The sequence below is a fragment of the Chromatium okenii genome (assembly GCF_002958735.1).
GTDB classification, from domain to species: Bacteria; Pseudomonadota; Gammaproteobacteria; order Chromatiales; family Chromatiaceae; genus Chromatium; species Chromatium okenii_A.
In genome coordinates, this window is record NZ_PPGH01000035.1 from 411,714 (window position 1) to 435,971 (window position 24,258).

A 24,258-nucleotide genomic window follows, 5' to 3' on the forward strand; every position below is an offset into this window, starting at 1 on the left:
GATGTATTTTTAACCGTTACACTTCAGTCACTACAGATAACGCACGTCATCGCAAAAAATTAGGATGAAATCCATGACTGACCTTTTTCAACCGTATCAATTGGGTAATTTGAAACTTGCTAATCGCATTGTGATGGCGCCATTAACCCGCAGCCGCGCTGGTGCGGGCGATGTCCCAACGCCATTGATGGCGACCTATTACTGCCAACGCGCCAGCGCCGGTTTAATCATCTCGGAAGCGTCGCAAATCTCGCCGCAGGGCAAGGGCTACATTCAAACGCCGGGCATTTATAGCGCCGAGCAAATCGCGGGCTGGCGGCAAATCACCGATGCAGTGCACGCGGCTGGCAGCAAAATCGTGATTCAGTTGTGGCACGTCGGGCGGATTTCGCACCCAGAACTGCAACCGAATGGCGCGTTACCGGTTGCGCCGTCCGCAGTGTTGCCGGTTGGTCAGGTATTTACTGGGCGCGGAATGGTGGATTTAGTGACGCCTCGCGCTTTGGAACTCGCTGAAATTCCTAGCTTAATCGCTGATTATCGGCAAGCAGCAAGCAATGCGCGTGACGCAGGTTTTGACGGCGTGGAGATTCACGCGGCCAACGGCTATTTGCTGGATCAATTTCTGCGCGACAAAACCAATCGGCGCAGCGATGAATACGGCGGCAGCATTGAAAATCGCGCTCGCCTGCTGCTCGAAGTGACTGATGCAGTGCTGGAAGTGTCGGAAAAAGAACGGGTTGGCGTGCGGCTGTCGCCGTTATCGCCGGTCAACGATATTGATGACAGCGACCCAGAGCCGCTGTTTACCCACGTTGTGCGGGAATTATCGCAGCGCGGAATTGGTTTTCTGCACGTCATCGAAGGCATCACTGGCGGAGCGCGTGATACCGGACATTCGTTCCAACTCAATCGGTTACGCGAATTGTTTGCCGGAACTTACATCGCCAACAATGGCTACACCCGCGAGCTGGCGCTGGCAGCTCGTGAGACCAACAGCGCCGATCTCATCGCCTTCGGAAAAGCGTTCATTGCCAATCCCGATTTGGTGGAGCGGTTGCAGCAAAATGCGCCACTGAATGAACCTGATCCCGCAACGTTTTATGGCGGCGCAGAAGTCGGTTACACCGATTATCCGGCGCTGTTTGTGTGAGGAATGCGCCCGTGAGCGACTGCGTAGCGATGATTTTAGCGGCGGGACGCGGCGAACGAATGCGTCCGTTGACCGATCACACGCCCAAACCATTGCTGCCGGTTGCTGGTAAACCGTTGATTGTGCATCACATTGAACGGCTGGCAGCGGCTGGCTTCCGCCAGTTGGTCATCAATCACGCGCATCTTGGCGAGCAAATCGTCGCTGCACTTGGCGACGGCGCAGCGTTCGGGGTGCAAATTCGTTATTCCGCCGAAGCGCCAGCGGCATTGGAAACCGGCGGCGGGATTTTTCAGGCACTACCGCTGCTCGGTGCTGCGCCGTTTTTAGTCATCAACGGCGACATTTGGACGGATTGCGATCTGAGCACGCTGGCGCTAAATGCCGACGATTTAGCGCAGCTCGTATTGGTAAATAATCCGCCGCAGCATCCGCTGGGCGATTTTCATTTAACGGAGAATGGGCGAGTGCTGGCGGATGGTACGCCGCGCCTGACGTTTAGCGGAATTGGCTTGTATCGACCGGCATTATTTGCGAATTGCCAGCCCGGTGCATTTCCATTAGCGCCGCTGCTGCGAACGGCAATGGCGAATAAACAAGTCGGCGGTCAATTCCATTGCGGGCGTTGGTTTGATATTGGTACGCCGGAGCGATTGGCGGAATTGAATCAATTGCTGCGGCGGAATGAAAATGCGCGTGTCGAGCAACAATAAAGTGGTTGCTCGACCGATGCGCTTGCCGCATTGCTCATTTCACGGCATTTGATCGAGACCAATTGCCGATGAAGCGCGAGGCGTTTTATTGGTTGTACGCAACAGCAATGGCATCATGACGATTAACGTCCCTAATAACAGCACAATCTCAAATGCGTAAACGGATTCATAACCAATGACCATATCGCCGATTTTAATCCCCAGTGATCCCGTACTTGCTAAATTGGAAATAAGATCGCGCATTCCGCCACCAAATGCCATCGCCACGCCATTTGCTGTTGCCTGTACTGCGCCCCATGCGCCAAGCGCCAAACCGCTGTGTCCACCTTCCGCTAAATCCATTGCCGCAGTTAATGTGCCAATGGCAAATAAACCCGCACCAAATCCAATTAACGTGGTGCCGACGCGAAATAACGCAGTTGATTCAAGTGCCGCAGCGAAAATGACGGCGGCAAATGCAAATAAGCCAACTGCTGCGCCACTTGCGGATAAACGATAAGTATTGCCACCACGTCCGAGTACTCGCGCTGCCAGCGCAAATGCCACCAACGTTCCGCCAGACAGCAGCGCCGTCAACGCAGTCGTTTGCGACACGGTCATTCCGAGCACTTGTCCGCCGTAGGGTTCCAGCAAAATGTCCTGCATCGTGAATCCTGCTGTGCCCAAACCTACTGCCACTAATAAACGGCTGGCGCGTCCGCCCTGCGAAAAGTCGCGCCAAGTCTCCATAAATGGCGGACGCGGTGGCGGTGCGGCAGCGCGGGTGCGATCAATCGCTTCTTGTCGCCACAGCGCAATAACGTTGAGCAGCAAAGTTGCTGCTGCTGCGCCTTGAATCAGTTGAATTAACAATTGCGGCGTGAAATGGGTCAATAATTTGCCGAACAGCAGCGAACTCAACAGCATTCCAACGAGCAGCGTCACGTACAGCAGCGCCACCACGCGAGGACGTTTTTCCGCTGGCGCGAGATCAGTTGCCAGCGCCAGCCCTGCTGTTTGCGTGGTGTGCAAGCCCGCGCCCACCAGTAAAAATGCGCCCGCTGCGCCAATTTTTCCCAGAAAATTCATGTCGTTGGCGGTATCTGATAACAGCAGCAGCGCAAATGGCATGATGGAAAAACCGCCAAATTGCAGCAGACTGCCGATCCAAATATAGGGAATGCGCCGCAACCCAAATGCCGAACGGTGATAATCGGAGCGATAGCCGATCAATGCGCGTAATGGCGCGAACACCAGCGGCAGTGCGACCATTGTCGCCACCAGCCACGTTGGAACGTGAAGCTCAACCACCATGACGCGGTTAAGTGTGCCGGTCAGCAATACCATTGCCATGCCGACCGAGACTTGAAACAGTGACAGTCGCAATAAACGGCTCAATGGCAAATCCGGCGTGGCGACATCGGCAAAGGGCAAAATCCGGCGCAAAAATTGCCGCCAAGTGAGTAACTGTGGGTTCTGGGAATGATTCATCGCGTTCCTGAAAATGGGTGTAAATGCTTGATTGTAGAGTCTGCTGATTTTAAGGCCGAATATCGCTTTTCAGTTGTTAGTGACCACGGTGTTTCCTGCTGACAACCGAAAACTTCTAAAATCATTCCGCAGCAGGTGGCACGATGCACACGCAAACGCTTGATAATTTTGATGATCTTTCCGTGTGGTCGCCGATCACTTCCGGGCAAGCGCAGTTGATTCTCACGCCGATTGCCGCGCCAGCGAGTCTGGCGATGCAACTCGCATTTGATTTTGCGGGTGGCGGTGGATTCGTCGTCGCTCGCCGCGAGCTGGCGCTGAAGTTGCCGGACAGTTACGCGCTGTTGCTGGATGTCCGCGCTGCCGCGCCAGCCAATGCGTTTGAATTCAAAGTGATTGATCCCAGCGGCGCGAATGTGTGGCGTTATCGAGATGATGCCTTTGATTTCACGACGGATTGGCGAACGCTGCGCATTCCCAGCAAAGCGTTGACCTTCGGTTGGGGACCGGCTGGCGGTGGTGTCGCGCATGAAGTCGGCGCAATTGAAATCGTGATTGCAGCGGGTCCGGGCGGTTGTGGCGAATTGACGGTTGCCAATTTGCGTTTGGAAAACCGCACACCAACGCAGATGCCGTTAATCAGCGCCAGCTCTGCGCAATCCGATCACGCCGCAGTGTGCGCGATGGACGGTGATGCAGCGACTTGTTGGCGAGCTGCGCAGTTGCCCGCTGTTTTAGACCTTGATTTTCAGGATGAACGCGATTACGGCGGCGTGATTTTGCGCTGGGCAGAACCGACAGCGCGGCAGTTTGCCTGTGCGCCAGCGACGACGGCACAACTTGGCGCAGTCTTTATGTCGCACCTCGCGCTGCCGGTGATTGCAACGCAGTCTATTTGCCCGACGGCTGTTCGCGGTGGCTGCGGCTGATGGTTGATCAATCCCAGCCTGTTGATAAATCTCCCCAACCCGCCGGTTTCATCAAATCCCCCAACCCCCCTTTTTCAAAGGGGGGCTTTCAGCTTCTTCTTTTGAGCAAGGGCTTTCTGCTTCTCCCCACTTTGAAAAAGACACCTCTTCATCTCCCCCCTTTGAAAAAGGGGGGCAGGGGGGGATTTCTTCTACTGGCGTGATCGCAATTGAGCTGCAGCCGGAAGGTTTCGCCGTTCAATCAACGATTTCTTTCACAATTGGCTGCCGCTGCGCCGCGAGGTCGTTATCCGCGCTGGCTGTATCGAGAGCAGAGTTATTGGACGCCGGTCGATGTGCCAAATGGAACGTGGCGGCGCTGTTTAATGAAGAAGGCATGGTCGAAATTCGCCGCGCTGGGTTCGCAGTGGAACCGGTGCTGATCGTCGGCGAAAAGACGCTGGTGACGTGGGCAGATTGCACGATTGAGCAGCAACTGGTGCAGCAACCGCTGCCGTTGCCGCGAGCAATATGGCGCTGGCGCGATCCGACGAGCGCGACCAGTTTGCAATTAACCGTGACCGCCAGCGCCAGCAACGTCGCCGCTGCAACCTGCTTTCAACTCAGTTATCAGCTTGAAAATCAAAGCGATACGCCGATAACCGTGCAGCTCGGCGTACTGGTGCGCCCGTTTCAAGTGTCACCGCCTTGGCAACATTGGCGCGACATCGGCGGCGTGAGTCCGATTCACACGCTGGCGTATCGGGACGGCGCAGTTTGGGTGAATGACGCGCTGGCGCTCGTGCCGGTCACGCCGCCGAGCGCGTTTGGCGCAGCGGCATTTGATGAAGGCGCAATCACCGAGGCGCTGGCAGCGGACGCATTGCCCAGCGCCCACGCCGTCAATGACCCATTTGGTTATGCTTCCGGCGCATTGTTATTTGCCATGACGCTGGCAGCGGGCGAATGCCGTGAAATTGTAGTGAATGCACCGAGTAATGAAAGTTATCAATTGACAATTGAGAGCTTTCAATTCACAGATAATTCATTAAACGCTGCGCAAAAACAATGGACGCGGGCGCTTGGCGCAGTGCATTTTCAATTGCCGTTAATCGCACAGGATTATCTCCACGCTGCGTTGGGTTCATTGGCACATATTTTGATTACGCGCAGTGGCGCAGCATTACAGCCCGGCGCTCGGCGCTATACCCGTTCGTGGATTCGAGACGGCGCAGGCATGGTCGCCGCATTATTACGCTTTGGTCGCCCACAGGATGCTGAAGCATTTATTCGTTGGTATGCACCATTTCAATTGCCAGATGGCAATGTTCCGTGCTGTGTTGACGATGAAGGCGCAGATTGGTTGCCGGAGCATGACAGTCACGGTCAATTGATTTTTGTGATTGCTGAGTATTACCGCTTCACTGGCGATCTTCAATTCATTCAAGAATTCTGGCCGACCATTCAACGCGCCGTGAACTATTTAGAACAACTCCGCACCGAACGCCTCACTGCGTATTATCAAGCGGATGAACATCGTGCCTGTTTTGGTTTATTGCCAGAATCAGTCAGCCACGAAGGTTATTTAGCGCATCCAGTGCATTCTTATTGGGATGATTTCTGGGCACTGCGCGGATTAAAAGATGCTGTATTGCTGGCGCAGGTAATGAATAAAACGGAAGAAGCAGCACATTTCACCGCATTGCATGACGATTTTAATTGCACACTTCATGCCTCGCTTACAACGCACCATGACCGAACGCGGCATTGATTTTTTACCCGGTTCGGTTGAATGGGCTGATCCCGATCCAACGGCCACCGCAAATGCGCTCACGTTAATTGATGACCTGCATCAATTACCGATTGCCATATTAAACCGTAGCTTTGATTTATTTATGGAACGTTTTCGCGCCATGCACGGCGAATCACCAGTTGCGTGGACGAATTACACGCCGTATGAAATTCGCATTATTGGCGCATTAATACGCTTAGGGCGACGCGATGACGCGCATGAATTAGCGCGGTTTTTTCTCAATGAACGTCGCCCGCCAGTTTGGAATCAATGGCCAGAAATTGCATGGCGCAATCCGCGAGCGCCTGGTCATCAAGGCGATTTACCACACGCGTGGATTAGCGCCGAATACTGTCTGGTCTTTCGTGATTTTTTTGTTTACGAACGCGACAGCGATCAATCATTAGTCATTGGCGCAGGTATTCTCTCAGCATGGCTTGATGCGGGTGACATCATCATCAACGCATTGCCAACAGCTTATGGTCTCATTGATCTGCAATTCCAACGTCAAGCAAATGGCAGCGTTACCGCACAAATTGGCGGATCATTCCGCTCTCCACCCGGCGGAATTCAGCTTGCATTACCAGCATAATTCATTGAGAAAAAACCGATGTATATCATAAAAAGATCATTCACTATGCAAAGAATCATTGCTCTGCTGCTTTTATTTTCAATCGCGTCTGTTGCACCAGCACAAGAGACCGCCTTATTAAATCGTTGTTGGTCGCCAGAACAACTGCATAGCACACCCAAAGAACGCATTATTCGCAAGCATCAGCCTATTAACAACAATCCACCAGAGCAACTACTTTATCATCAGCCACGCCAGCCACTCGCGCCGAATTTCGCGCAATCTATTCGTGCTGTTACGCCCGCAAATCGCGAGAAACTGATTGCATTAACTTTTGATTTATGTGAACAAGCAGGCGAAGTTGCGGGCTATGATGGCGCAATTGTGGATTTGCTTCGTGCTGAAAATGTTCATGCCACTTTTTATGCAGGTGGTCAATGGATGCGCTCTCATCCAGAACGCACCATGCAATTAATGGCTGATCCCCGTTTTGAAATCGGTAATCACGCTTGGACACATGGCAATTTACGGGTTTTGCGCGGACAAGAAATTGATGAACAAATTGAATGGACGCAAGCGCAATATGAATTGCTAAGAAATCAACTTTTAGCCCGCGCTTGTGCTACTGAATTACCAGAAAATGTTGCAGCAATGATCCCCAAATCACCTGCTACATTTCGTTTCCCTTATGGAACCTGTGATGCAATTGCATTAAAACAGGTTGCGCAAGCTGGATTATTTCCAATTCAATGGAATATCGTTACTGGTGATCCTAGTAAAGGACAAACTGCAAAACAAATTGTAACTGCCGTATTAAATCAATTGCGTCCTGGTTCAATTGTCGTTGCTCATGCCAATGGGCGTGGCTGGCACACCTATGAAGCAATGAAAATACTTATTCCTGAACTGAATAAACGCGGTTATCATTTTGTCACGGTGAGCCAACTGTTAAATTCTGGTGAAATCATTACTGCTGAAAGTTGCTATGAAAATCATCCGAATGATAATCTAAGTTATGACAAATTATTTGGGCGAGGAACACAATGAACGATCATCAATCTTTTGCGCTTGACACCTACCATTTAAGTCCTGAACTTAAATTAGCACTACTCACAAAAAGTGATGCAGCAGAGATTGCGATACAATTAACCAATATGGAGCCTTGGCAATCACTCGGATTCACAGCAATGGGACTTGCGCGTTACCTCGTTCGTATTGATCCCAATTTCCATTGCTATTGTGTGTTCGTTGCTGATAAGTTAGCTGGTGTTATCGCCGTGCGTTATCCTTGGTTGCGCGGAAGTTATTTGGAGTTATTGGCAATTTTTACGGAATATCAAAAACACGGCATTGGCAAACAACTGATTGCTTGGCTCGTTCATGAAACAGCGAAACAAAATGCAAATGTTTGGACGACTGTTTCTAATGATAATAATCGTGCACATCACTTCTATTTGCAGAACGGATTTTTACCAATTGGCGATATTCCCGATTTGATTCAATTGGGATGTCACGAAACATTGCTGCGTTTACCCATTACATTAGCGGAGAGCAATCAAACATGATAAAGCCTATTTATTTATTAACGTTGTTATTGATTATATTAACGCAAGATTTAATAGCTGATGATGTGTTTATTCCGAATATGCGGTCACGTCCTAAAGAAGTAGAAACGCAACCAACGGTATCTTGGCATGAATTAACCATGCCGTCACCGCCTTTGCCAAACAATACTGATTTAATTGAGTTAACAATTAACAGAGTGGAATCTCCTTTTCGTTATTTTATTGATAGCAAACATTTACTTGTTAGCGATGATGCAGTGGTGCGTTACACTTTGGTCATTGAAAGCCGCAGTGGTAGCCGCAATCTTTCCTATGAAGGCATTCGTTGCACACCTCAGGGTCAATATAAAGTGTTCGCTTACGGTGTAAATGACCAATTCATTGCATTAAATGAAGCAACGTGGCAACCAATTTCTGATTCTAGTTCAGAGCGTTATCGCAGCGAGCTTTGGCAATTTTATTTCTGTACAAAATCCGAATTTAAGCCGCGCCAGAAATCGGATATACTCAGATTATTAAAAGCAGAAAGTCGATAATATCGATTTTCACCATTCCAAAAATCAGTGACTTCTCTATTTATGTCAAATCCACTCTTGAATGATTCAAAACTTCCTGCATTTTCTGCCATTTACCCAGAGCATATTGAGCCAGCAATTGATGCGCGATTGGCAGCTTGCCGCGAGCACATTGCTGAATTAACAGCAACAATTACTGCGCCAACTTGGGATAATTTTATTGAGCCACTTGATTTTGTGGATGATCAATTAAATCGCACTTGGTCTCCAGTCGGTCATCTCAATGGTGTACTTAATTCCGATGCGCTGCGGGCAGCGTATAACGCTTGTTTACCAAAATTAAGCGATTACGGAACTGAAGTAGGTCAAAATGAAGCCTTATTTAAGGCTTATCAAACTGTTATTCTTCAACCTGATTTAAATGCGCCGCAACGCAAGTTACTTACAAATGCACTGCGTGATTTTCATTTGTCTGGTGTTGATTTACCTGCTGAGAAAAAAGCCCGTTATAAAGCGATTAGTCAAGAATTATCGCAATTAACTAGCGCCTTTGCAGAAAATGTACTTGATGCAACAAATGCGTGGAATAAGTTAATCACAGATTCTGCGCAATTATCAGGATTGCCAGAATCAGCATTGGCTTTAGCACATCAAAACGCTATTCAACATGGTGAGGATGGTTGGCGTTTAACACTTGATATGCCGTCATATTTACCAGTAATGACCTATGCTGAGAATCGAGATTTGCGCTTTGAGTTGTATCAGGCATTTTGTACTCGCGCTTCTAATCAAGGACCACAGGCTGGGCAATGGGATAATAGTGAGAATTTGGAACGTATTCTGGCGCTGCGTCACGAATTGGCGCAATTGCTCGATTTTAATAACTTTGCTGAACGTTCGCTGGCAACAAAAATGGCGCGTTCTCCTTCTGCGGTTTTAGATTTTCTGAATGATCTCGCAAAACATTCAGTGACGCAGGCGCAGCGCGAATTGGCAGAATTAACTGCTTTTGCCCATGATCAATACGGTGCAAATGAATTACAACCTTGGGATATTAGCTATTATTCTGAAAAACTGCGCATGAATCGCTATCAAATTAGCCAAGAAGAATTGCGCCCTTATTTTCCAATTTCACGCGTATTGACTGGATTATTTAGTGTTGTAGAACGGCTATTTGATATTTGTGTTCAGGAATTGAAAGTTTTTGAAACCTATCATCCTGATGTGCGTTTTTTTGAAATACGCGACCGTGCCAGCGGCAATTTACGCGGGCAGTTTTATCTCGATCCTTTTGCGCGTCAACATAAACGCGGTGGCGCATGGATGGATGTGTGTGTTAATCGAATGCGCAATGCAACTCACGAACAACTCCCAGTCGCTTATTTGGTATGTAATTTCACGCCACCAGTAGGAGATACTCCATCATTATTAACGCATCAAGAAGTAGAAACGCTATTCCATGAATTCGGTCATGGGTTGCATCATTTATTAACTAAAATTGATTATCTTGGTGTTGCTGGCATCAATGGTGTGCCGTGGGATGCAGTGGAATTGCCGAGTCAATTTTTGGAAAATTGGTGCTGGGAGCGTGAATCACTTGATTTATTTGCGGCGCATTGGCAAACAGGCGAACCACTACCTGCATCGTTATTTGAACGCATGATTGCTGCCAAGAATTTTCAATCGGGAATGCAAATGGCGCGGCAATTGGAATTTGCGCTATTTGATTTTCGAGTGCATTTAGAATACGACCCAGCACGAGGTGGGCGTATTGCTGAAATCATTGAACAAGTCCGCGAGCAAGTAGCAGTGATTTGTCCGCCAGCATTTAATCGCTTTGCGCACAGCTTTTCGCACATTTTCGCTGGTGGCTATGCCGCAGGTTATTACAGCTATAAATGGGCTGAAGTATTATCAGCTGATGCGTTTTCATTATTTGAAGAACGCGGTGTTTTTGATACGGAAACCGGTCGCGCTTTTTGCGAGCATATTTTAGAAAAAGGCGGTTCTGATGATGCAATGGTGCTGTATATTAATTTCCGTGGTCGTGAACCAAACACTGCGGCATTATTAAGACATAGCGGAATAGCAGCTTAATTGCTCAATCGCTTTCATTAGGTGTGACGGTCAAAAAAATGCTCTCTCATTTATTTCGTTTCGCTGCGAATCGTTTATCGCCCGCTGGAACATCAGCGCACCTCACAATTTTGATTTATCACCGTATTCTGTCTGCACCTGATCCGTTGCAGCCAGAGATTCTCGACGCGGAAACATTTGATAAACAAGTGAAATTAGTGAAATCGCTGTTTCAGGTGCTACCGTTGCCGCAAGCGGTCGCGGCGCTCAAAACGGGACATTTACCTGCTCGCAGCGCCTGCATCACATTCGATGATGGCTATGCCGATAATCTGTTGTGTGCGCTGCCGGTATTGCAGCAAAACGCTGTTTCTGCAACGTTTTTTATTGCAACCGATTACCTTGACGGTGGACGGATGTTTAATGACACCGTGATTGAGGCGGTACGGCGAGCGCCTGCCGGATACCACGATTTGCGCGAACTTGGGCTTGAATCGCTGACGTTAAGCACATTGGAAAATCGGCAGCGGTCAATCGCTAACCTATTGTCTCAAATCAAATATCTGCCGCAGTCAGAACGCTCGGCGCGGGTGACGGCACTGGTTGAGCAATTGAGCAACCAGCCATTGCCAAATAATTTGATGTTGACAACAGCGCAACTGCTTGATTTACATCGTGCTGGCATGATTATTGGCGCACACACCGCGAGTCATCCAATTCTATCGACGTTGACAGATGCTGAAGCACTGGCAGACATCGCTCGCGGCAAGTTGCAACTGGAAGCAATTTTAGGTGAGGAAATTCAATTGTTTGCGTATCCAAACGGCAAGCCGAATGTGGATTACACGCAGCGCGATGTTGAATTAGTGCAGTCGCTTGGATTTTTAGGTGCAGTATCAACGGCTTGGGGCGCAGCGCAGCCATCCGATGATCCGTATCAATTGCCGCGCTTTTCACCTTGGGCATCGCAACCACTGCGAATGCAGGCGCAAATGTTGCGGAATTTACAGCATCCAATTACGTTTTGTTAACTAAACGTATTAGGTTTTTCTATTCTTTCAATTACTTGATAAACAGGATTGTATGCAATGCGCAATATCCATTTATTTAAACTACTTTGCGCCATTATTTTAATTGGCGGTGTTAATTTATCATTCGCTGAAGAATCGCCAACGTCTGCGGAAGCATGGCAACGCACCCGCGCCACCGCCAGCGATTGGTGGCAACAATCGCGTGAATACGCAGATCGGGCGCTGCAAGATGCACAGGGATTGTTAAACGAGCCTAAACCACAGAATTTCGGTCAGGTTTGGGATCAAGCACTGCCTAAATTGGAAGATGCGCTGGTGTTGGAAGAGCGCCAAGCGACGCTGCCACAATCGGCATGGTTTGGCACAAGTCAGACATCAAATCGTGATGAAATCAATCAGTTACTCGATCAAACAGTGAAGATTTTAGCGGTATCGCCGACGTTGCATCAGCGTGAACGTATTCAAACGTTGCAAATAGAAATTGACCGTTTGCGCGGAGAAATTGCGGATGCGCGTCAAAAGCGAGTGTCTGCGCCAACGGATTCAACCCTGACTAACACTGTGAAAAACTACGATGATTTAATTGCCAATCGTGAAGATGAAATTGCACAACGCAATCAAGAAATAACGCAATTAAAACAGGAATTCGCAACTGAATTACGCGCAACAGGTTTGGAATTGAATGATGCGCAGGTGGAGTTTTTACTCTCGACTGTCGTTGGTGATAGTTTGGTTGATCTTGGTATTCTATTTGATAATGTGAAATCAATAACGCAGCAATTGGAAAAGCTGGTCATTGATAGCGGTGAAGATTTACAACATGCGCGGCGTTATTATGGACTTTATGTGGTGCTATTGCGGGCATTTGCGCGAATGCACGTGCAAATTGAAGCCGCCATTCAAGAGCAATATGTACCGCAAATTGATAGTATCGTGGCGCAAGCAGAAACGCTGTCCAGTGAAACGCGCCGTTTATTAAATGTGTCACCTGAAAAACGAGATTTATTGAATGCGAATCTCGCAGCGCAGCAACTTACCATTGAAGTTGCTGGCGTTTATCGTCAATATCTCGATGAGCAGCGCCGTCAAGTGAAAACTGCCCGCGAAGCATTGGATAAGGATATTGAGGCAGCGTGGAATACGTATGAAACAGTGCGGGTTTCGGGCGAATTGGTTGGGCTGGTGAAATCCAGTCAACAGCTTTTAGAAGGGTTAATGAAACGCCAGATTCCGGCATTGCGTCCATTTGCAAATTTGGAAATGCAGCGTGAATTCCAAAAACTCACGCAACAATTGCGTAAACCTGCAACGAATTGAATTGAACAATTCAGCGACTGCGGGCGCAACCATCGCCCGCGAATGGATTGGAATTAACCGCCACGCATAGATGAAAAGAATTCATCATTGGTTTTAGTGGCTTTGAGTTTATCGAATAAAAACTCCATCGCCGCCAATTCGTCCATTGGATGTAAAATCTTCCGCAGAATCCACATCTTTTGCAATTCAGCTTGTCCCATCAATAATTCTTCGCGCCGCGTACCAGAGCGATTGATATTAATTGCGGGGAAAATTCGCCGTTCGGCAATACGCCGATCCATGTGAATTTCCATATTGCCAGTGCCCTTAAATTCTTCATAAATCACGTCATCCATGCGTGAGCCGGTGTCCACCAGCGCGGTTGCCAAAATGGTGAGACTGCCGCCTTCTTCGACGTTACGCGCCGTGCCAAAAAACCGTTTCGGACGTTGCAGCGCGTTGGCATCCACGCCGCCGGTCAACACCTTGCCCGACGAGGGAACGACGGTGTTGTATGCCCGCGCCAACCGCGTAATGGAATCGAGCAAAATCACCACGTCGAGCTTGTGTTCGACCAGCCGTTTGGCTTTTTCAATCACCATTTCAGCCACTTGCACATGGCGCGTGGCTGGCTCGTCGAAAGTTGATGAAATCACTTCGCCGCGCACCGACCGCGCCATTTCTGTCACTTCTTCCGGGCGTTCGTCGATCAACAGCACGATGAGATGACAATCCGGGTGATTGTGACCGATGGACTGCGCGATGTTTTGCAACATCATGGTTTTGCCCGCTTTTGGCGGCGACACAATCAGACCGCGCTGACCCTTGCCGATAGGCGCAACCAAGTCGATGGTGCGGGCGGTGATGTCCTCGGTGCTGCCGTTGCCGATCTCCAGCGTGAGCCGTTTTTGGGCAAACAGCGGCGTAAAATTCTCAAATAAAATCTTAGACTTGGCGTTTTCTGGGCGATCAAAGTTAATGTCGTTAACTTTCAGCAGCGCGAAATAACGTTCACCATCTTTCGGCGGACGAATCTTGCCGGAAATGGTGTCGCCGGTGCGCAGCGCGAAACGCCGAATTTGGCTGGGTGAGACATAAATATCATCAGGACCAGCGAGATAGGACGCATCGGCGGAACGCAGAAAGCCGAAGCCATCCGACAGAATCTCCAGCACTCCATCGCCAGAAATATCCTCGCCGCGTTTGGCCTGCGCCTTGAGAATGGCAAAAATCAAATCCTGTTTGCGGGAGCGCCCCACGCCTTCAATTTCCATCGTTTGCGCCAACGCAACCAGTTCAGGCACTGGCGTCTTCTTGAGTTCGGTTAGATTCATCGGGATTATCGTGTTAGGACAGAGGTCATGGCTGGTCGGCAGCGCCCCGTGTTGGGATTAAGGTCGCGCAGGAAGGCGACTGCGGGGCGGCAACTTACCGGAGAGAGGATGCCCGGCTGGGCATCCCATGTGGGCTAACGGTTGAAGTCCTGAATGACACGGCATTTGGTGCAGCGCTTCAGGTCTTTCAGTTTAGAGATTGCTATCAATGAAAGCGGTTAACTGCGATTTGGACACCGCACCAACCTTGGTCGCTTCCACTTCACCAGCCCGAAACAGCATCAGCGTTGGAATTCCGCGAATGCCATAACGTGGCGGCGTCGCTTGATTTTCATCAATGTTCAGTTTGGCAACCTTAATGCGACCGGCGTATTCCTCGGCGATATCATCAAGGATAGGCGCAATCATCTTGCATGGTCCGCACCAATCCGCCCAGTAATCCACAAGCACGGGTTCGGGGGAATTTAAAACCTCTTCTTCGAAAGAGTCATCGGTCACATGGACGATGCTATCGCTCACTGAAGTTGTCTCCCATTAGTTTATTTGTCATTGATTGAAAAGGGGTAAAGCGTTGTGAAAACAGCGGATATGGACGGGCAAATTGGCGTTCAATTCGCCGCTTGAGTAAGATGCTATTTGATCCAAAGCGTCGGCAATTTGCAAGCCTTGAGCGGTTAAGGTTCTCAAAGGTCGACAAATATCACGTTTTGATTGTCAAATCAGGTTAACGGCAGCGCAGCGTCACCAAGCGAATACAGCAAACGATTTTAACATCAATGCTGCATTGCAGCAGAGACTGCTGCTAAACTATTCAGTCACAAAATCAACGTCTTCATTCCGTATTGAAGACTCGGCACGAGCAGCTTTTGAGAGGAGAAAAACATGGATTTGACTGTGCTGAAGTGCAAGCTGCATCGCGCCTGCGTGACGCATTCCGAAGTGGATTACGAGGGTTCCTGCGCCATCGACGAGGCACTTTTGCAGTGTGCGGGCATTCGTGAATATGAGCAAATTCAAATTTATAACGTCACCAATGGCGAACGTTTCACGACTTACGCGATCCGCGCTGAAGCTGGATCGCGGGTGATTTCCGTCAACGGTGCTGCTGCACACCGCGCTGCGCCAGGCGATCGCGTCATTATTTGCGCCTACGCCAGCATGAGCGAAGCGCAGGTCGATCAGTTCAAACCCACGCTGGTTTACCTCAACGAACACAATCGCGTCATCCGCACTGGCGACGCGATTCCCGCGCAGGCTGCTTGAATCGCTCAAGCAGACACTGCTTGTTGGCGTTCAGCAAGCGCATCTGAATACAACTGCAAATACTGGCGGGCGCTGGCTTCCCAACTGAAGTCCTGTGTCATGCCAGTCGTTGCTAACCGCCGCCAACCGTCTGGATCATCCCGATACAGCCGCAATGCTTGCCAAATCGTGTTTAACAGCGCCAGCGGCTGCGCTTCATCGAACAGAAAACCGTTGCGCTTGCCTGCGCCAGCGTGTCCGGCGTACTGTTGACCACCGTATCTGCCAGTCCGCCGGTACGGTGCACAATCGGCACAGTGCCGTAACGCAAACTGTAAATTTGGTTGAGACCGCACGGCTCAAACCGCGACGGCATCAAAAACACGTCGCACCGGCTTCGATGCGATGCGCCGCGTTCGTCATAACCAATAAACACGCCGAATTTGGCGCGGATATTTCGCAGCAATGTCGAGCAGCTTGCTCGGTCAAACGTTCACCTGCTGCCACCACGATCAATTGCACACGCGGATCGCGCAGCAGTTCCGGCAAAATCGCCAGAATTAAATCCACGCCTTTTTGCTCCACCAAGCGCCCGATATAACCCAGCACAAACGCATCTTCACTGCGCGGCAGCCCAAATTCACGTTGTAAATCCAGCTTATTTTCCACTTTCAGCCCAAAATGCTCGCGGTTATAACGCTGCAAAATCAGTGGATCGCTGTCTGGATTCCACACCTCATAATCAATGCCGTTGAGAATTCCGCTAAAACGCCCGCCGATTTGCCGCAGCAGTCCGTCAAGTCCGCAGCCAAAACGCGGTGTGCGCACTTCCGCTGCATACGTCGGACTGACGGTGTTGACGCGATCCGAGAACACGATGCCGCCTTTGATAAACGACAGGCGTTGATGAAATTCCAGTCCTGACAGGCTCCACAGCGCGGGCGGTAAGCCGATGCGCTCGTAAGTTGCCCGATCAAATAAACCTTGATAAGCCAGATTGTGAATCGTGAACACCGTCGCAGGACGATTCGGCACATCTTGCAACAACGCAGGCGCAAGTCCGGTTTGCCAATCATTGCCGTGCAACACTTCGGGTTGCCAATTCATCGCCGGTAAACCCTGCGCAATCACCGCAATCACCCGACAAAACAGCAAAAATCGCTCGGCATTATCGCCCCAGTCGCGTCCACTCAAATCAGTGTAGGGATTGCCTTCGCGGGCGAAGGATTCCGGCGCATCGACCAAATACACTGGCAAATCGTGATCGGGATGCAGTCCAGCTAAAATTCGCACATTCGCTCGGCAACCCGGCATCCGCAGTTCACACACCGGTTTAGGTTCGCGCAATTGCCGCGCTGCTCGCGGATAGGCTGGCAAAATCAGCCGCGCATCACAACCGAGTTGGCGCAGCGCCGTCGGCAAACTGGCAGCAACATCCGCTAAACCGCCGGTTTTAATGAGCGGATGCGCTTCACTGCTGGCGACGAGGACGCGCAAACCCTGAGGCGTTGCAACATTGAAAGACGACGGCGACGACGATAACTGCTCCATGATAAAACCTTGAATTTGCTCAGGTGAATGCGGCGGCAATGCGACACAATTGAATTACTTTAGGCGTGACGCGGTTGAAAAAAGTTGTCGGTTGCCAGTGGTCACTAAGAAACACTGTTGTTACTGACAACTGACAACTAAATCAACAGTTTGTGTTTTCAAGTGCGTCACTTCTATAGACTTCACGTTAGCACATTTCGCTTAAATCGAGGCACACGACCATGCACAGCCCTTGCACGTTGCTGATTTTCGGCGCAACCGGTCATTTAGTGACCCACAAATTGCTGCCAGCGTTGTATCAATTGGAGGCAGCTAGCCAACTGCATTCCGCAACCCGCATCGTCGGATTTGGGCGGCGCTCGTGGGCGGATGACGACTGGCGGGAACAGGTGCGCCCGCTGCTGGTGGCGAATCTTCCCGCTGCGAAATTGAGTGAATCCGTGCTGGCGCGGTTGCTGGCGCGGCTCCATTTTGTGGAAGGTGATTTAGAACACATTGAGGGTTATCAACATTTTGCCGAGCGTTTGCGCAGTGCGGAAGGTTGGCCGGAATCGCTGCTGATTTATCTTGCAGTCGCGCCGCGTGATTACGCACAAATTGCCGCGCATCTCGCGGCAACTGAACTCAATCGTGAAGATGGCAACTGGTCGCGGCTGGTGGTGGAAAAGCCGTTTGGCTTTGATGTGGAAAGCGCCACGATTCTTGATCTCGCGCTGCGCCGCCATTTTCACGAAGAGCAGCTTTATCGCATCGACCACTATCTCGGCAAAAGCACGGTGCAAAAATTCTCGTGTTTCGTTTCGCCAATCTGTGCTGGAGCCGCTGTGGAATCGCAACTACATCGACCATGTGCAGATTTCTCATGCCGAAGCGCAGGGCATTGAAGCGCGGGCGGGGTTTTATGACGGCGTTGGGGCGCTGCGCGACATGATTCAAAGTCATCTGCTGCAAATGCTGACGTTGGTGGCGATGGAACCGCCGCCGAATTTGGATGCAGAAGCGTTACGCGATGAAAAAGTGAAGGTGTTGCGTTCCATTCGTCCGATTTCCCGCGAGGCGTTCATGCCCAAGCCTATCGCGCCCAATACGCCGCTGGGCAACTCGGCACGACGCGCTGCGCCAGTTATCGGGATGAATCAGGCGTTGCGCCAACAGCACGACGGAAACTTACGCTGCGCTCAAACTCTACATTGACAATTGGCGCTGGCGCGGCGTGCCGTTTTATCTGCGCACCGGCAAACGCTTGAAACACAGCGGTTCGCTCATTGCGATTCGGTTTAAGCATCCGCCGCAGCAACTTTTCAATTCACCACGATTGAACGTTTGAAACCGAATTGGCTGCTGCTCAATCTTCAGCCCAACGAATGTATGCGCTTGGAAATTCAAGTGAAACAGCCGGGGTTGGAACTGCGCACCCAGACCGAGCGGCTCGACGCCAGCAGTTGCACTCTGCCACCGGAACACATCGACGCTTACGCCGCGCTGCTGCTCGACGTGATTGCTGGCGACCACAGCCATTTTCTGCGCACCGACGAAGTGAACTGGGCATGGCAAGTCATTGATCCAGTGCTGAAATTGTGGGCGACGGAGCGCGATTTTATTCCGACTTATCCGGCAGGAAGCTGGGGACCAACGGAAGCCAATCGTCTGTTTGATCGTGATGATCAAGATTGGCGCAACAGTTTAGATGGTTGAAAGTGCGTTAATGATTGCGCCAACCTCGCTCAATCACCGCGCCGCCGAGACAGTCGTCGTCGCGGTAAAACACCACCGATTGCCCCGGCGTTACCGCCCGCTGCGGTGTCGCAAAACGCACCTGACAACCGTTGTCATCGGCGCTGAGAATGTCGCAATGCTGCAACGGCTGACGATGCCGCAGCGCGCCCGACATGAAAAAGGAAACGCGGCTGGCGCACTGCCGCGACCAATGCGGCGCAGCGCGTCAAGTCCGCTCGTCATTAGCAACGGATGTTGATGATCTTGCACTAAAATCAAGGTGTTGCGTTTTGATCCTTAGCGGCGACATACCACGCCGCTTCTCGCGCATGAGCGACACCGCCGATGCCCAAACCTTGCCGTTGTCCGAGCGTGTAATACGCCAAGCCCTGATGTTCGCCGAGATGAATACCTTCAGCCGTTTCAATTGGTCCCGGCGAATGCGGCAAATAATGCGCGAGAAAATCCCGAAAACGCCGCTCACCAATAAAACAAATGCCCGTGCTGTCTTTTTTATTGCATTTGGCAATCCCAATTGCTGCGCAATAGCGCGAATTTGCGGTTTCGTGTGTGCATGTAATGGAAATCGCGCTTGTGCAAGCTGCGCTTGATTGAGCAAATGCAAAAAATACGTTTGATCTTTTTCCGCATCAGCGCATAAACGCAAATGAAAACCCTGCGCATCTTGGGTAATCCGAGCGTAATGACCAGTCGCAATCGCATCAGCACCTAAATCAAGCGCGTAATCAAGAAAAGCCGCAAATTTAATTTCTCGATTACACAATACATCAGGGTTTGGTGTGCGCAATGCTTGGTATTCACTCAAGAATTCAGCGAAAACCCGATCCCAGTATTCAGTAGCAAAGTTAACTGTGTGTAACCGTATTCCTAATTGCTGCGCCACTGCCTGCGCATCAGCAAGATCAGCGGCAGCAGCGCAATAACCCACACGATCATCTTCTTCCCAATTCTTCATAAACAGAGCTTCAACCTGATAACCCTGTTCAATTAAAAGATGCGCAGCAACGCGGAATCAACGCCACCGGAAAGACCAATAATAATACGTTGTGGTGACTGCGGTGATCCTGTGTACATCAATTGATCCTAATTATCTGCTGCGTTCAATGATACGCTGCGCCCATACACGATGGGTCGCTAATTCGCACATTGAGCCGTTGAATTGAAATACTGCTCGCTGATCAAGCAAAATGCGCTGCGCAGCTTCTAAATCTGTTGAGGTGACACGAAAACCTTTTTCAATAATTGGTATTTGATCGGGGTGAATTGCCGTTTTTCCACAGAGTCCATGCGCAAGGTCTTCACTCAATTCTGCTTCCAAAATCTCTGGGCAATTCAAATGCTCAAACACTGGCGCAGTAATTTGAAAACCAAAGGGCTTAAATACAGTGACGATTTGCGCAATCGTATGACCTAATGGCGTACAGTAAATGGTGCGATCTGTCGGACGGCGAATTCCGAGAAGAGATAACAAATCATTGCCACCAATTCGCAGCGCCAAAATCCGTTGTTGATAACCAGAGCCGAGCAGATGATCACGTAATGAATTGAGTTTACTGGTCTCAAATACATCACGTGTTTCCAATGTAGGCATACATAAATACGGCGAATCATGAAGCAAATTCATATACGCATCAACGTTGCTTAAATCGAACTTTGGAAACACAAAACCATCAATTTTTTCAATACCAGGTAGCGCCAATAGCTGCGTCAAAATATCAGGATTGCGTACCCGCACAAAACGCAGCATTGCGCAATTTGTAGTCATGTGCGCTAAAGCATGACGGAGATTTTTAATTGCAGCTTCAAGCGCAGTTTCTAATACAGCATCTTCAGTGCAAAAAATCACTGAACGCAATTCTGGCCACCGTGTGCCATTCGCGATATTGAGCACATCGTGATGCGTTGCAGGAACGTAAAGAGAAGCGCCAAGACGATACGCATTTAACATAAAGAGAGGCTCTTAATGAGTGAAACCGCGTGGTAAGGTAAAGCAGAATCAGTGTCATAGTGAATCTGTTTTTCCTGCGCCAGTTGCAATAAATGTGCTACATCTGGGACGGTAGGGTCGCGCACGATCAATCGTTCAGGTATTCGCCGCAATAGTACCCGCGTTGCTTCACCAATACCAGGTTTAATAAGATTTTCATCGCGCACACCAAACCGCTTTTTCATTACTTTTAATAACTGTTGTGAACGGTTACGCGCCGGATCAGAAGCAACCGGCGTTGCGCAGGGTAAATAGCCATGATTAAGACAGGAAGCAATTTCTGCTCGTAACACATCAATAAACCATACTGAAAGATCATTATCGGCAAATTCGCGGTAAAATGCGCAGCTATGAAAATGAGTTGCAGCGCATTGTGCTGGGCAGACAGAACGACTGATTAAACCAGAAATGGTCGCATTCAAAATACTTGAAGGAATTAACACATCTTCATCAGTCGGCGCTACGCCTACACCAGCCAAATCAGTTAGTACGAATAGACGTGGATCAAGTGCAATGCGATGTGTTTGATTAAATTGTGTAATGGATTGTTTAAGCGTATGCGCAATTGCACCTTTTCCCGTCCAACCGTCAATGAAAACAACGCTCGCTGGATCGCGCAATTGATCGTGTATAATGAACTGTAGCGCATTGCAATCAATACCTCGGTCGCGCAGAATTGATACCGAATAATGCGCACCTCACGGGCAAAATGTGTTGTTAAAACATGCCATAACAACACGCCAATCGGTGTTCCGGCGCGAGCAAGCGACACCAGCGTGAGCGATCCAGTTGGACGTTGCGCAGTGATAATTGCTGCTAAATCAAGCATTTGCCGTGCTAACCGTTGCCGCGTCAACGCCAAAGTGTGATTAAAAATCTCCAATAGCGCGGAGAAGGCAGATTTTCCCGACTCAGCAATGTACTGTAATGACGCTGTCCACTTTGAATCAGACGCTCTTTTTCAATAACATCAACCATTTCTAACGCCAGCGGCGTCAGTAAAATTCGCACTTCTTCAGCGCGATAACTTCCTGAAAACACTGGGATTGACATGTAGTTTAATCCTTTTTACATCACATTAACAGTATTTCAAAAGCATTAACGGACATCACTTTGAACCCATTAAAAAAACTCGCTTCACAAACCGCCATTTACGGTGTCAGCAGTGTCTTTGGACGCTTCCTCAATTACCTCCTTGTTCCGCTTTTGACCTATAGCTTCGCGCCAGCCGAATACGGCGTCATCGCTGAGTTTTATGCCTACATGGGCTTTCTCGCCGTCGTGCTGATGTTCGGATTAGAAACTGGTTATTTCCGCTTCCGCGCTGGCGGTGAATGGTCAGCGGACAGCGTTTACAATACCGTACTGCGTGTATTGATTATAGTAAATGGTTTGTTTTTACTGTTGATTTATTTGCAGCGCGAACCACTGGCTGACCTATTGCGCCACGCCGATCATGCTAATTACGTTTGGTGGAGCGCCGCAATTTTGGCGCTCGATTCTATTGGCGCAATTGCGTTTGCACGGCTTCGCGCTGAAAACCACGCCGCGCAATTCGCCACCATTAAATTGATCGAAATCGGCGTTAATGTCGGGTTAACCGTATTTTTCATTAGTCTATGTCGCGGCGCATTTGAGACTGATCCTGATTCGTTATTTGGCGCATTATGGAATCCGAGCATTGGTGTTGGTTATGTATTTATTGCCAACCTTGCCGCCAGTTTACTCAAATTGGTGCTATTAACGCCACAATTTCGGATTGCATTTTTTAGGCAGCTTTGATCTCGTATTATTTCGACGGATACTGCGCTATTCCTTGCCGATGGTGGTGATTGGGTTTGCTGGCATCATTAACGAAATGCTCGACCGCGCAGCATTGAAATATCTATTGCCATTTGACGATGCAACCAATATGGCGCAACTCGGAATTTACAGTGCCTGTTATAAACTGTCTATTTTAATGGCGCTATTTATTCAAGCGTTTCGTTATGCTGCCGAGCCGTTTTTCTTTAATTACGCTAAACAGCAAGACGCTCGCCAAATCTATGCACTGGTGCTCAATTGGTTTGTAATTTGCTGCGTGTTTTTATTTCTGCTAGTGACGCTGTATATTGATGTCTTTCAATACTTCGTTGGCGCAGATTATCGAGAAGGAATGAACGTGGTTCCCGTGCTGTTATTAGCCAGCCTATTGCTTGGCATTTACGTCAATCTTTCGATTTGGTATAAATTGACTGATCGCACTTTATTGGGTGCTGGCGTGTCATTGATGGGTGCAGTAATTACCGTGATACTGCTGTTATGGTGGGTTCCAATTTATGGCTATCAGGGTGCAGCTTGGGCGCATTTAATGTGCTACGGCGCAATGGTGATACTGTCTTATTTACTCGGTCGTCATTATTATCCAGTGCCTTATCAGCTATGGCGCGTCATTGGTTATGTGGTTTTTGCGGTGGCACTTTATCTTGCCAATCAATGGTTAATTCAAGTGCTTCATTGGTCATCGTTATTCACCGCCACTGGCTTATTAACGCTGTTTTTATTCACTGTCGTTGTAGTGGATGGTGTGCCGTTATTGCGCCAATCACGGCAACGTTAATTCGTTATCAATTCAGCGCCGATGCTGCTGCATGATCACAAAATACTGTCACCTGTTGATGCAGCGCAGCAACGCGGCTGATCGGTAAATCTGCGCCCTGTTGCCAACGCGCCAGCGCCTCTGCTTTGCTCGCACCAGTGATGATAATCAATAAGTTATGTGTGGCGACGAGCGCCGCTGGCGTGAGCGACACCCGCGTTGCTGGCGGTTTCGGCGCTTGATACACCGGAATCACCAAACCGGACGGAAGCGGTTGCTGTGGAAACAAACTGGCGGTGTGCCCGTCCTCGCCCATGCCGAGCAGCACCAGATCAAATGGCAGCCGAGAACGAATCAGCGCGGCATATTCCGTTGCCGCTGTTTCAATGCCAATTTCAGTGCGGATCGGATACCACTGCGCCGCTGCGCTCGGTTGCTGCGCCAGCACAATCTGCTCAATTGCCAAGCTGTTACGCGCCGGATCATCCGCTGCCCCGCTGCGTTCATCACCACAAAACAGATGCCATCGCGCCCACTCAATGTCGGGCATGGCGACGAGCTGGGCATAAACCGCCAGCGGCGTCGTGCCGCCCGCCAGCACCAACTGAAATCGCCCCCGCGCTGCAATCGCCTGTTGTGCAACTTCGGCAATGTGCCGCGCAGCAGCAGCGGCAACTTGTGCTGCATCGGCGTATTGATGATTACAGAGGCGCAGTGAACACATGATGGCGCAGGTTTT

Annotated in this window: 26 protein-coding genes and 2 pseudogenes; 16 read left to right on the top strand and 12 right to left on the bottom strand. The window is 49.7% G+C overall.

The window, feature by feature from the left end:
* Positions 1-73: 73 nt before the first annotated feature.
* Entirely contained in the window at positions 74-1,153 is a 1,080-nt protein-coding gene (locus tag CXB77_RS10205) for an alkene reductase (protein WP_172452628.1), read from the top strand.
* 29 nt (positions 1,154-1,182) lie between these two features.
* A complete protein-coding gene (gene murU, locus CXB77_RS10210; protein ID WP_105073802.1) occupies positions 1,183-1,866 on the top strand; it encodes an N-acetylmuramate alpha-1-phosphate uridylyltransferase MurU in 684 nt (227 codons plus the stop codon).
* A 39-nt stretch (positions 1,867-1,905) separates the two neighbouring features.
* On the opposite strand, the gene CXB77_RS10215 is transcribed toward murU, so the two are convergent.
* A complete protein-coding gene (locus tag CXB77_RS10215) occupies positions 1,906-3,336 on the bottom strand; it encodes a BCD family MFS transporter (RefSeq protein ID WP_105073803.1) in 1,431 nt (476 codons plus the stop codon).
* A gap of 143 nt (positions 3,337-3,479) precedes the next feature.
* Between CXB77_RS10215 and CXB77_RS10220 the strand changes: the two genes are divergently transcribed.
* The 10 genes from CXB77_RS10220 to CXB77_RS10265 all read left to right on the top strand — a co-directional run bounded on the left by CXB77_RS10220 (position 3,480) and on the right by CXB77_RS10265 (position 13,111).
* Positions 3,480-4,265 (top strand): hypothetical protein, encoded by a 786-nt coding sequence (locus CXB77_RS10220; RefSeq protein WP_105073804.1) that lies wholly within the window; start codon positions 3,480-3,482, stop codon positions 4,263-4,265.
* A gap of 209 nt (positions 4,266-4,474) precedes the next feature.
* Positions 4,475-4,687: a hypothetical protein gene (locus tag CXB77_RS19245; RefSeq protein ID WP_146108789.1), complete on the top strand. Its 213-nt coding sequence runs from the start codon at positions 4,475-4,477 to the stop codon at positions 4,685-4,687.
* The gene (locus CXB77_RS10230) at positions 4,642-6,015 is read left to right on the top strand and encodes a hypothetical protein (RefSeq protein WP_146108790.1); all 1,374 of its coding nucleotides are present in this window, start codon (positions 4,642-4,644) and stop codon (positions 6,013-6,015) included. The genes CXB77_RS19245 and CXB77_RS10230 overlap by 46 nt, the downstream gene beginning before the upstream one ends.
* Entirely contained in the window at positions 5,975-6,628 is a 654-nt protein-coding gene (locus CXB77_RS10235) for a hypothetical protein (RefSeq protein ID WP_146108791.1), read from the top strand. The genes CXB77_RS10230 and CXB77_RS10235 overlap by 41 nt, the downstream gene beginning before the upstream one ends.
* A gap of 45 nt (positions 6,629-6,673) precedes the next feature.
* Complete coding sequence (locus CXB77_RS10240; protein ID WP_172452629.1) at positions 6,674-7,654, top strand: polysaccharide deacetylase family protein; 981 nt, start codon at positions 6,674-6,676, stop codon at positions 7,652-7,654.
* Positions 7,651-8,172, top strand: coding sequence for a GNAT family N-acetyltransferase (locus CXB77_RS10245; protein ID WP_105073809.1), 522 nt, complete (start codon positions 7,651-7,653; stop codon positions 8,170-8,172). Before CXB77_RS10240 ends, CXB77_RS10245 begins: the two co-directional genes overlap by 4 nt.
* Before the next feature lie 29 nt (positions 8,173-8,201).
* Positions 8,202-8,708 (top strand): CNP1-like family protein, encoded by a 507-nt coding sequence (locus tag CXB77_RS10250; protein WP_242445619.1) that lies wholly within the window; start codon positions 8,202-8,204, stop codon positions 8,706-8,708.
* Between the two features lie 42 nt (positions 8,709-8,750).
* Positions 8,751-10,784 carry an oligopeptidase A gene (gene prlC / locus CXB77_RS10255; RefSeq protein WP_105073811.1) on the top strand — a complete coding sequence of 678 codons (2,034 nt, stop codon included), beginning with the start codon at positions 8,751-8,753 and terminating at the stop codon, positions 10,782-10,784.
* Positions 10,785-10,822: 38 nt separating this feature from the next.
* Positions 10,823-11,794 carry a polysaccharide deacetylase family protein gene (locus CXB77_RS10260; RefSeq protein WP_105074035.1) on the top strand — a complete coding sequence of 324 codons (972 nt, stop codon included), beginning with the start codon at positions 10,823-10,825 and terminating at the stop codon, positions 11,792-11,794.
* Between the two features lie 57 nt (positions 11,795-11,851).
* Complete coding sequence (locus CXB77_RS10265) at positions 11,852-13,111, top strand: hypothetical protein (protein WP_105073812.1); 1,260 nt, start codon at positions 11,852-11,854, stop codon at positions 13,109-13,111.
* A gap of 53 nt (positions 13,112-13,164) precedes the next feature.
* On the opposite strand, the gene rho is transcribed toward CXB77_RS10265, so the two are convergent.
* Both rho and trxA read right to left on the bottom strand, forming a co-directional pair.
* A complete protein-coding gene (rho, locus tag CXB77_RS10270; protein ID WP_105073813.1) occupies positions 13,165-14,424 on the bottom strand; it encodes a transcription termination factor Rho in 1,260 nt (419 codons plus the stop codon).
* A 192-nt stretch (positions 14,425-14,616) separates the two neighbouring features.
* Complete coding sequence (trxA, locus tag CXB77_RS10275; RefSeq protein WP_105073814.1) at positions 14,617-14,943, bottom strand: thioredoxin TrxA; 327 nt, start codon at positions 14,941-14,943, stop codon at positions 14,617-14,619.
* A gap of 363 nt (positions 14,944-15,306) precedes the next feature.
* Here trxA and panD point away from each other — a divergent pair, with 363 nt between their 5' ends.
* Positions 15,307-15,687 (top strand): aspartate 1-decarboxylase, encoded by a 381-nt coding sequence (gene panD, locus CXB77_RS10280; RefSeq protein WP_105073815.1) that lies wholly within the window; start codon positions 15,307-15,309, stop codon positions 15,685-15,687.
* 5 nt (positions 15,688-15,692) lie between these two features.
* Here the strand turns inward: panD and CXB77_RS23800 are convergent, their stop codons facing one another.
* From CXB77_RS23800 to CXB77_RS10285, 3 genes are read right to left on the bottom strand one after another with little or no spacing between them, the layout of a single operon-like run.
* On the bottom strand, positions 15,693-15,842 hold the full coding sequence (locus tag CXB77_RS23800; RefSeq protein ID WP_347338098.1) for a hypothetical protein: 150 nt from the start codon (positions 15,840-15,842) through the stop codon (positions 15,693-15,695).
* Between the two features lie 17 nt (positions 15,843-15,859).
* Entirely contained in the window at positions 15,860-16,042 is a 183-nt protein-coding gene (locus CXB77_RS23805) for a hypothetical protein (protein WP_347338099.1), read from the bottom strand.
* Complete coding sequence (locus CXB77_RS10285) at positions 16,042-17,256, bottom strand: glycogen synthase (protein WP_242445621.1); 1,215 nt, start codon at positions 17,254-17,256, stop codon at positions 16,042-16,044. Before CXB77_RS10285 ends, CXB77_RS23805 begins: the two co-directional genes overlap by 1 nt.
* Positions 17,257-17,438: 182 nt before the next feature.
* Between CXB77_RS10285 and zwf the strand changes: the two are divergent.
* A pseudogene (gene zwf, locus CXB77_RS10290) lies at positions 17,439-18,912 on the top strand (glucose-6-phosphate dehydrogenase).
* 7 nt (positions 18,913-18,919) lie between these two features.
* Here the strand turns inward: zwf and CXB77_RS24625 are convergent.
* From CXB77_RS24625 to CXB77_RS21835, 5 genes and pseudogenes are all read right to left on the bottom strand, one after another.
* A complete protein-coding gene (locus CXB77_RS24625) occupies positions 18,920-19,108 on the bottom strand; it encodes an aminomethyltransferase beta-barrel domain-containing protein (RefSeq protein ID WP_146108792.1) in 189 nt (62 codons plus the stop codon).
* 51 nt (positions 19,109-19,159) lie between these two features.
* Positions 19,160-19,909, bottom strand: coding sequence for a tRNA 2-thiouridine(34) synthase MnmA (locus CXB77_RS23090; protein ID WP_172452598.1), 750 nt, complete (start codon positions 19,907-19,909; stop codon positions 19,160-19,162).
* Positions 19,910-20,041: 132 nt separating this feature from the next.
* Positions 20,042-20,902 carry an HpcH/HpaI aldolase/citrate lyase family protein gene (locus CXB77_RS10300; protein ID WP_105073816.1) on the bottom strand — a complete coding sequence of 287 codons (861 nt, stop codon included), beginning with the start codon at positions 20,900-20,902 and terminating at the stop codon, positions 20,042-20,044.
* Positions 20,896-21,126, bottom strand: a complete 231-nt coding sequence (locus tag CXB77_RS21830) for an RNA-binding protein (RefSeq protein ID WP_242445664.1) — start codon at positions 21,124-21,126, stop codon at positions 20,896-20,898. Before CXB77_RS21830 ends, CXB77_RS10300 begins: the two co-directional genes overlap by 7 nt.
* A gap of 162 nt (positions 21,127-21,288) precedes the next feature.
* Positions 21,289-21,994, bottom strand: a pseudogene (locus CXB77_RS21835) (cysteine protease StiP domain-containing protein); the annotation flags it as partial.
* Between the two features lie 60 nt (positions 21,995-22,054).
* Between CXB77_RS21835 and CXB77_RS23810 the strand changes: the two are divergent.
* Positions 22,055-22,723: a lipopolysaccharide biosynthesis protein gene (locus tag CXB77_RS23810; protein WP_347338100.1), complete on the top strand. Its 669-nt coding sequence runs from the start codon at positions 22,055-22,057 to the stop codon at positions 22,721-22,723.
* A gap of 40 nt (positions 22,724-22,763) precedes the next feature.
* Positions 22,764-23,540, top strand: coding sequence for an oligosaccharide flippase family protein (locus CXB77_RS23815; protein ID WP_347338101.1), 777 nt, complete (start codon positions 22,764-22,766; stop codon positions 23,538-23,540).
* A gap of 7 nt (positions 23,541-23,547) precedes the next feature.
* On the opposite strand, the gene pgl is transcribed toward CXB77_RS23815, so the two are convergent.
* Positions 23,548-24,243 (bottom strand): 6-phosphogluconolactonase, encoded by a 696-nt coding sequence (gene pgl, locus CXB77_RS10315; RefSeq protein ID WP_105073817.1) that lies wholly within the window; start codon positions 24,241-24,243, stop codon positions 23,548-23,550.
* Positions 24,244-24,258 lie beyond the last annotated feature (15 nt).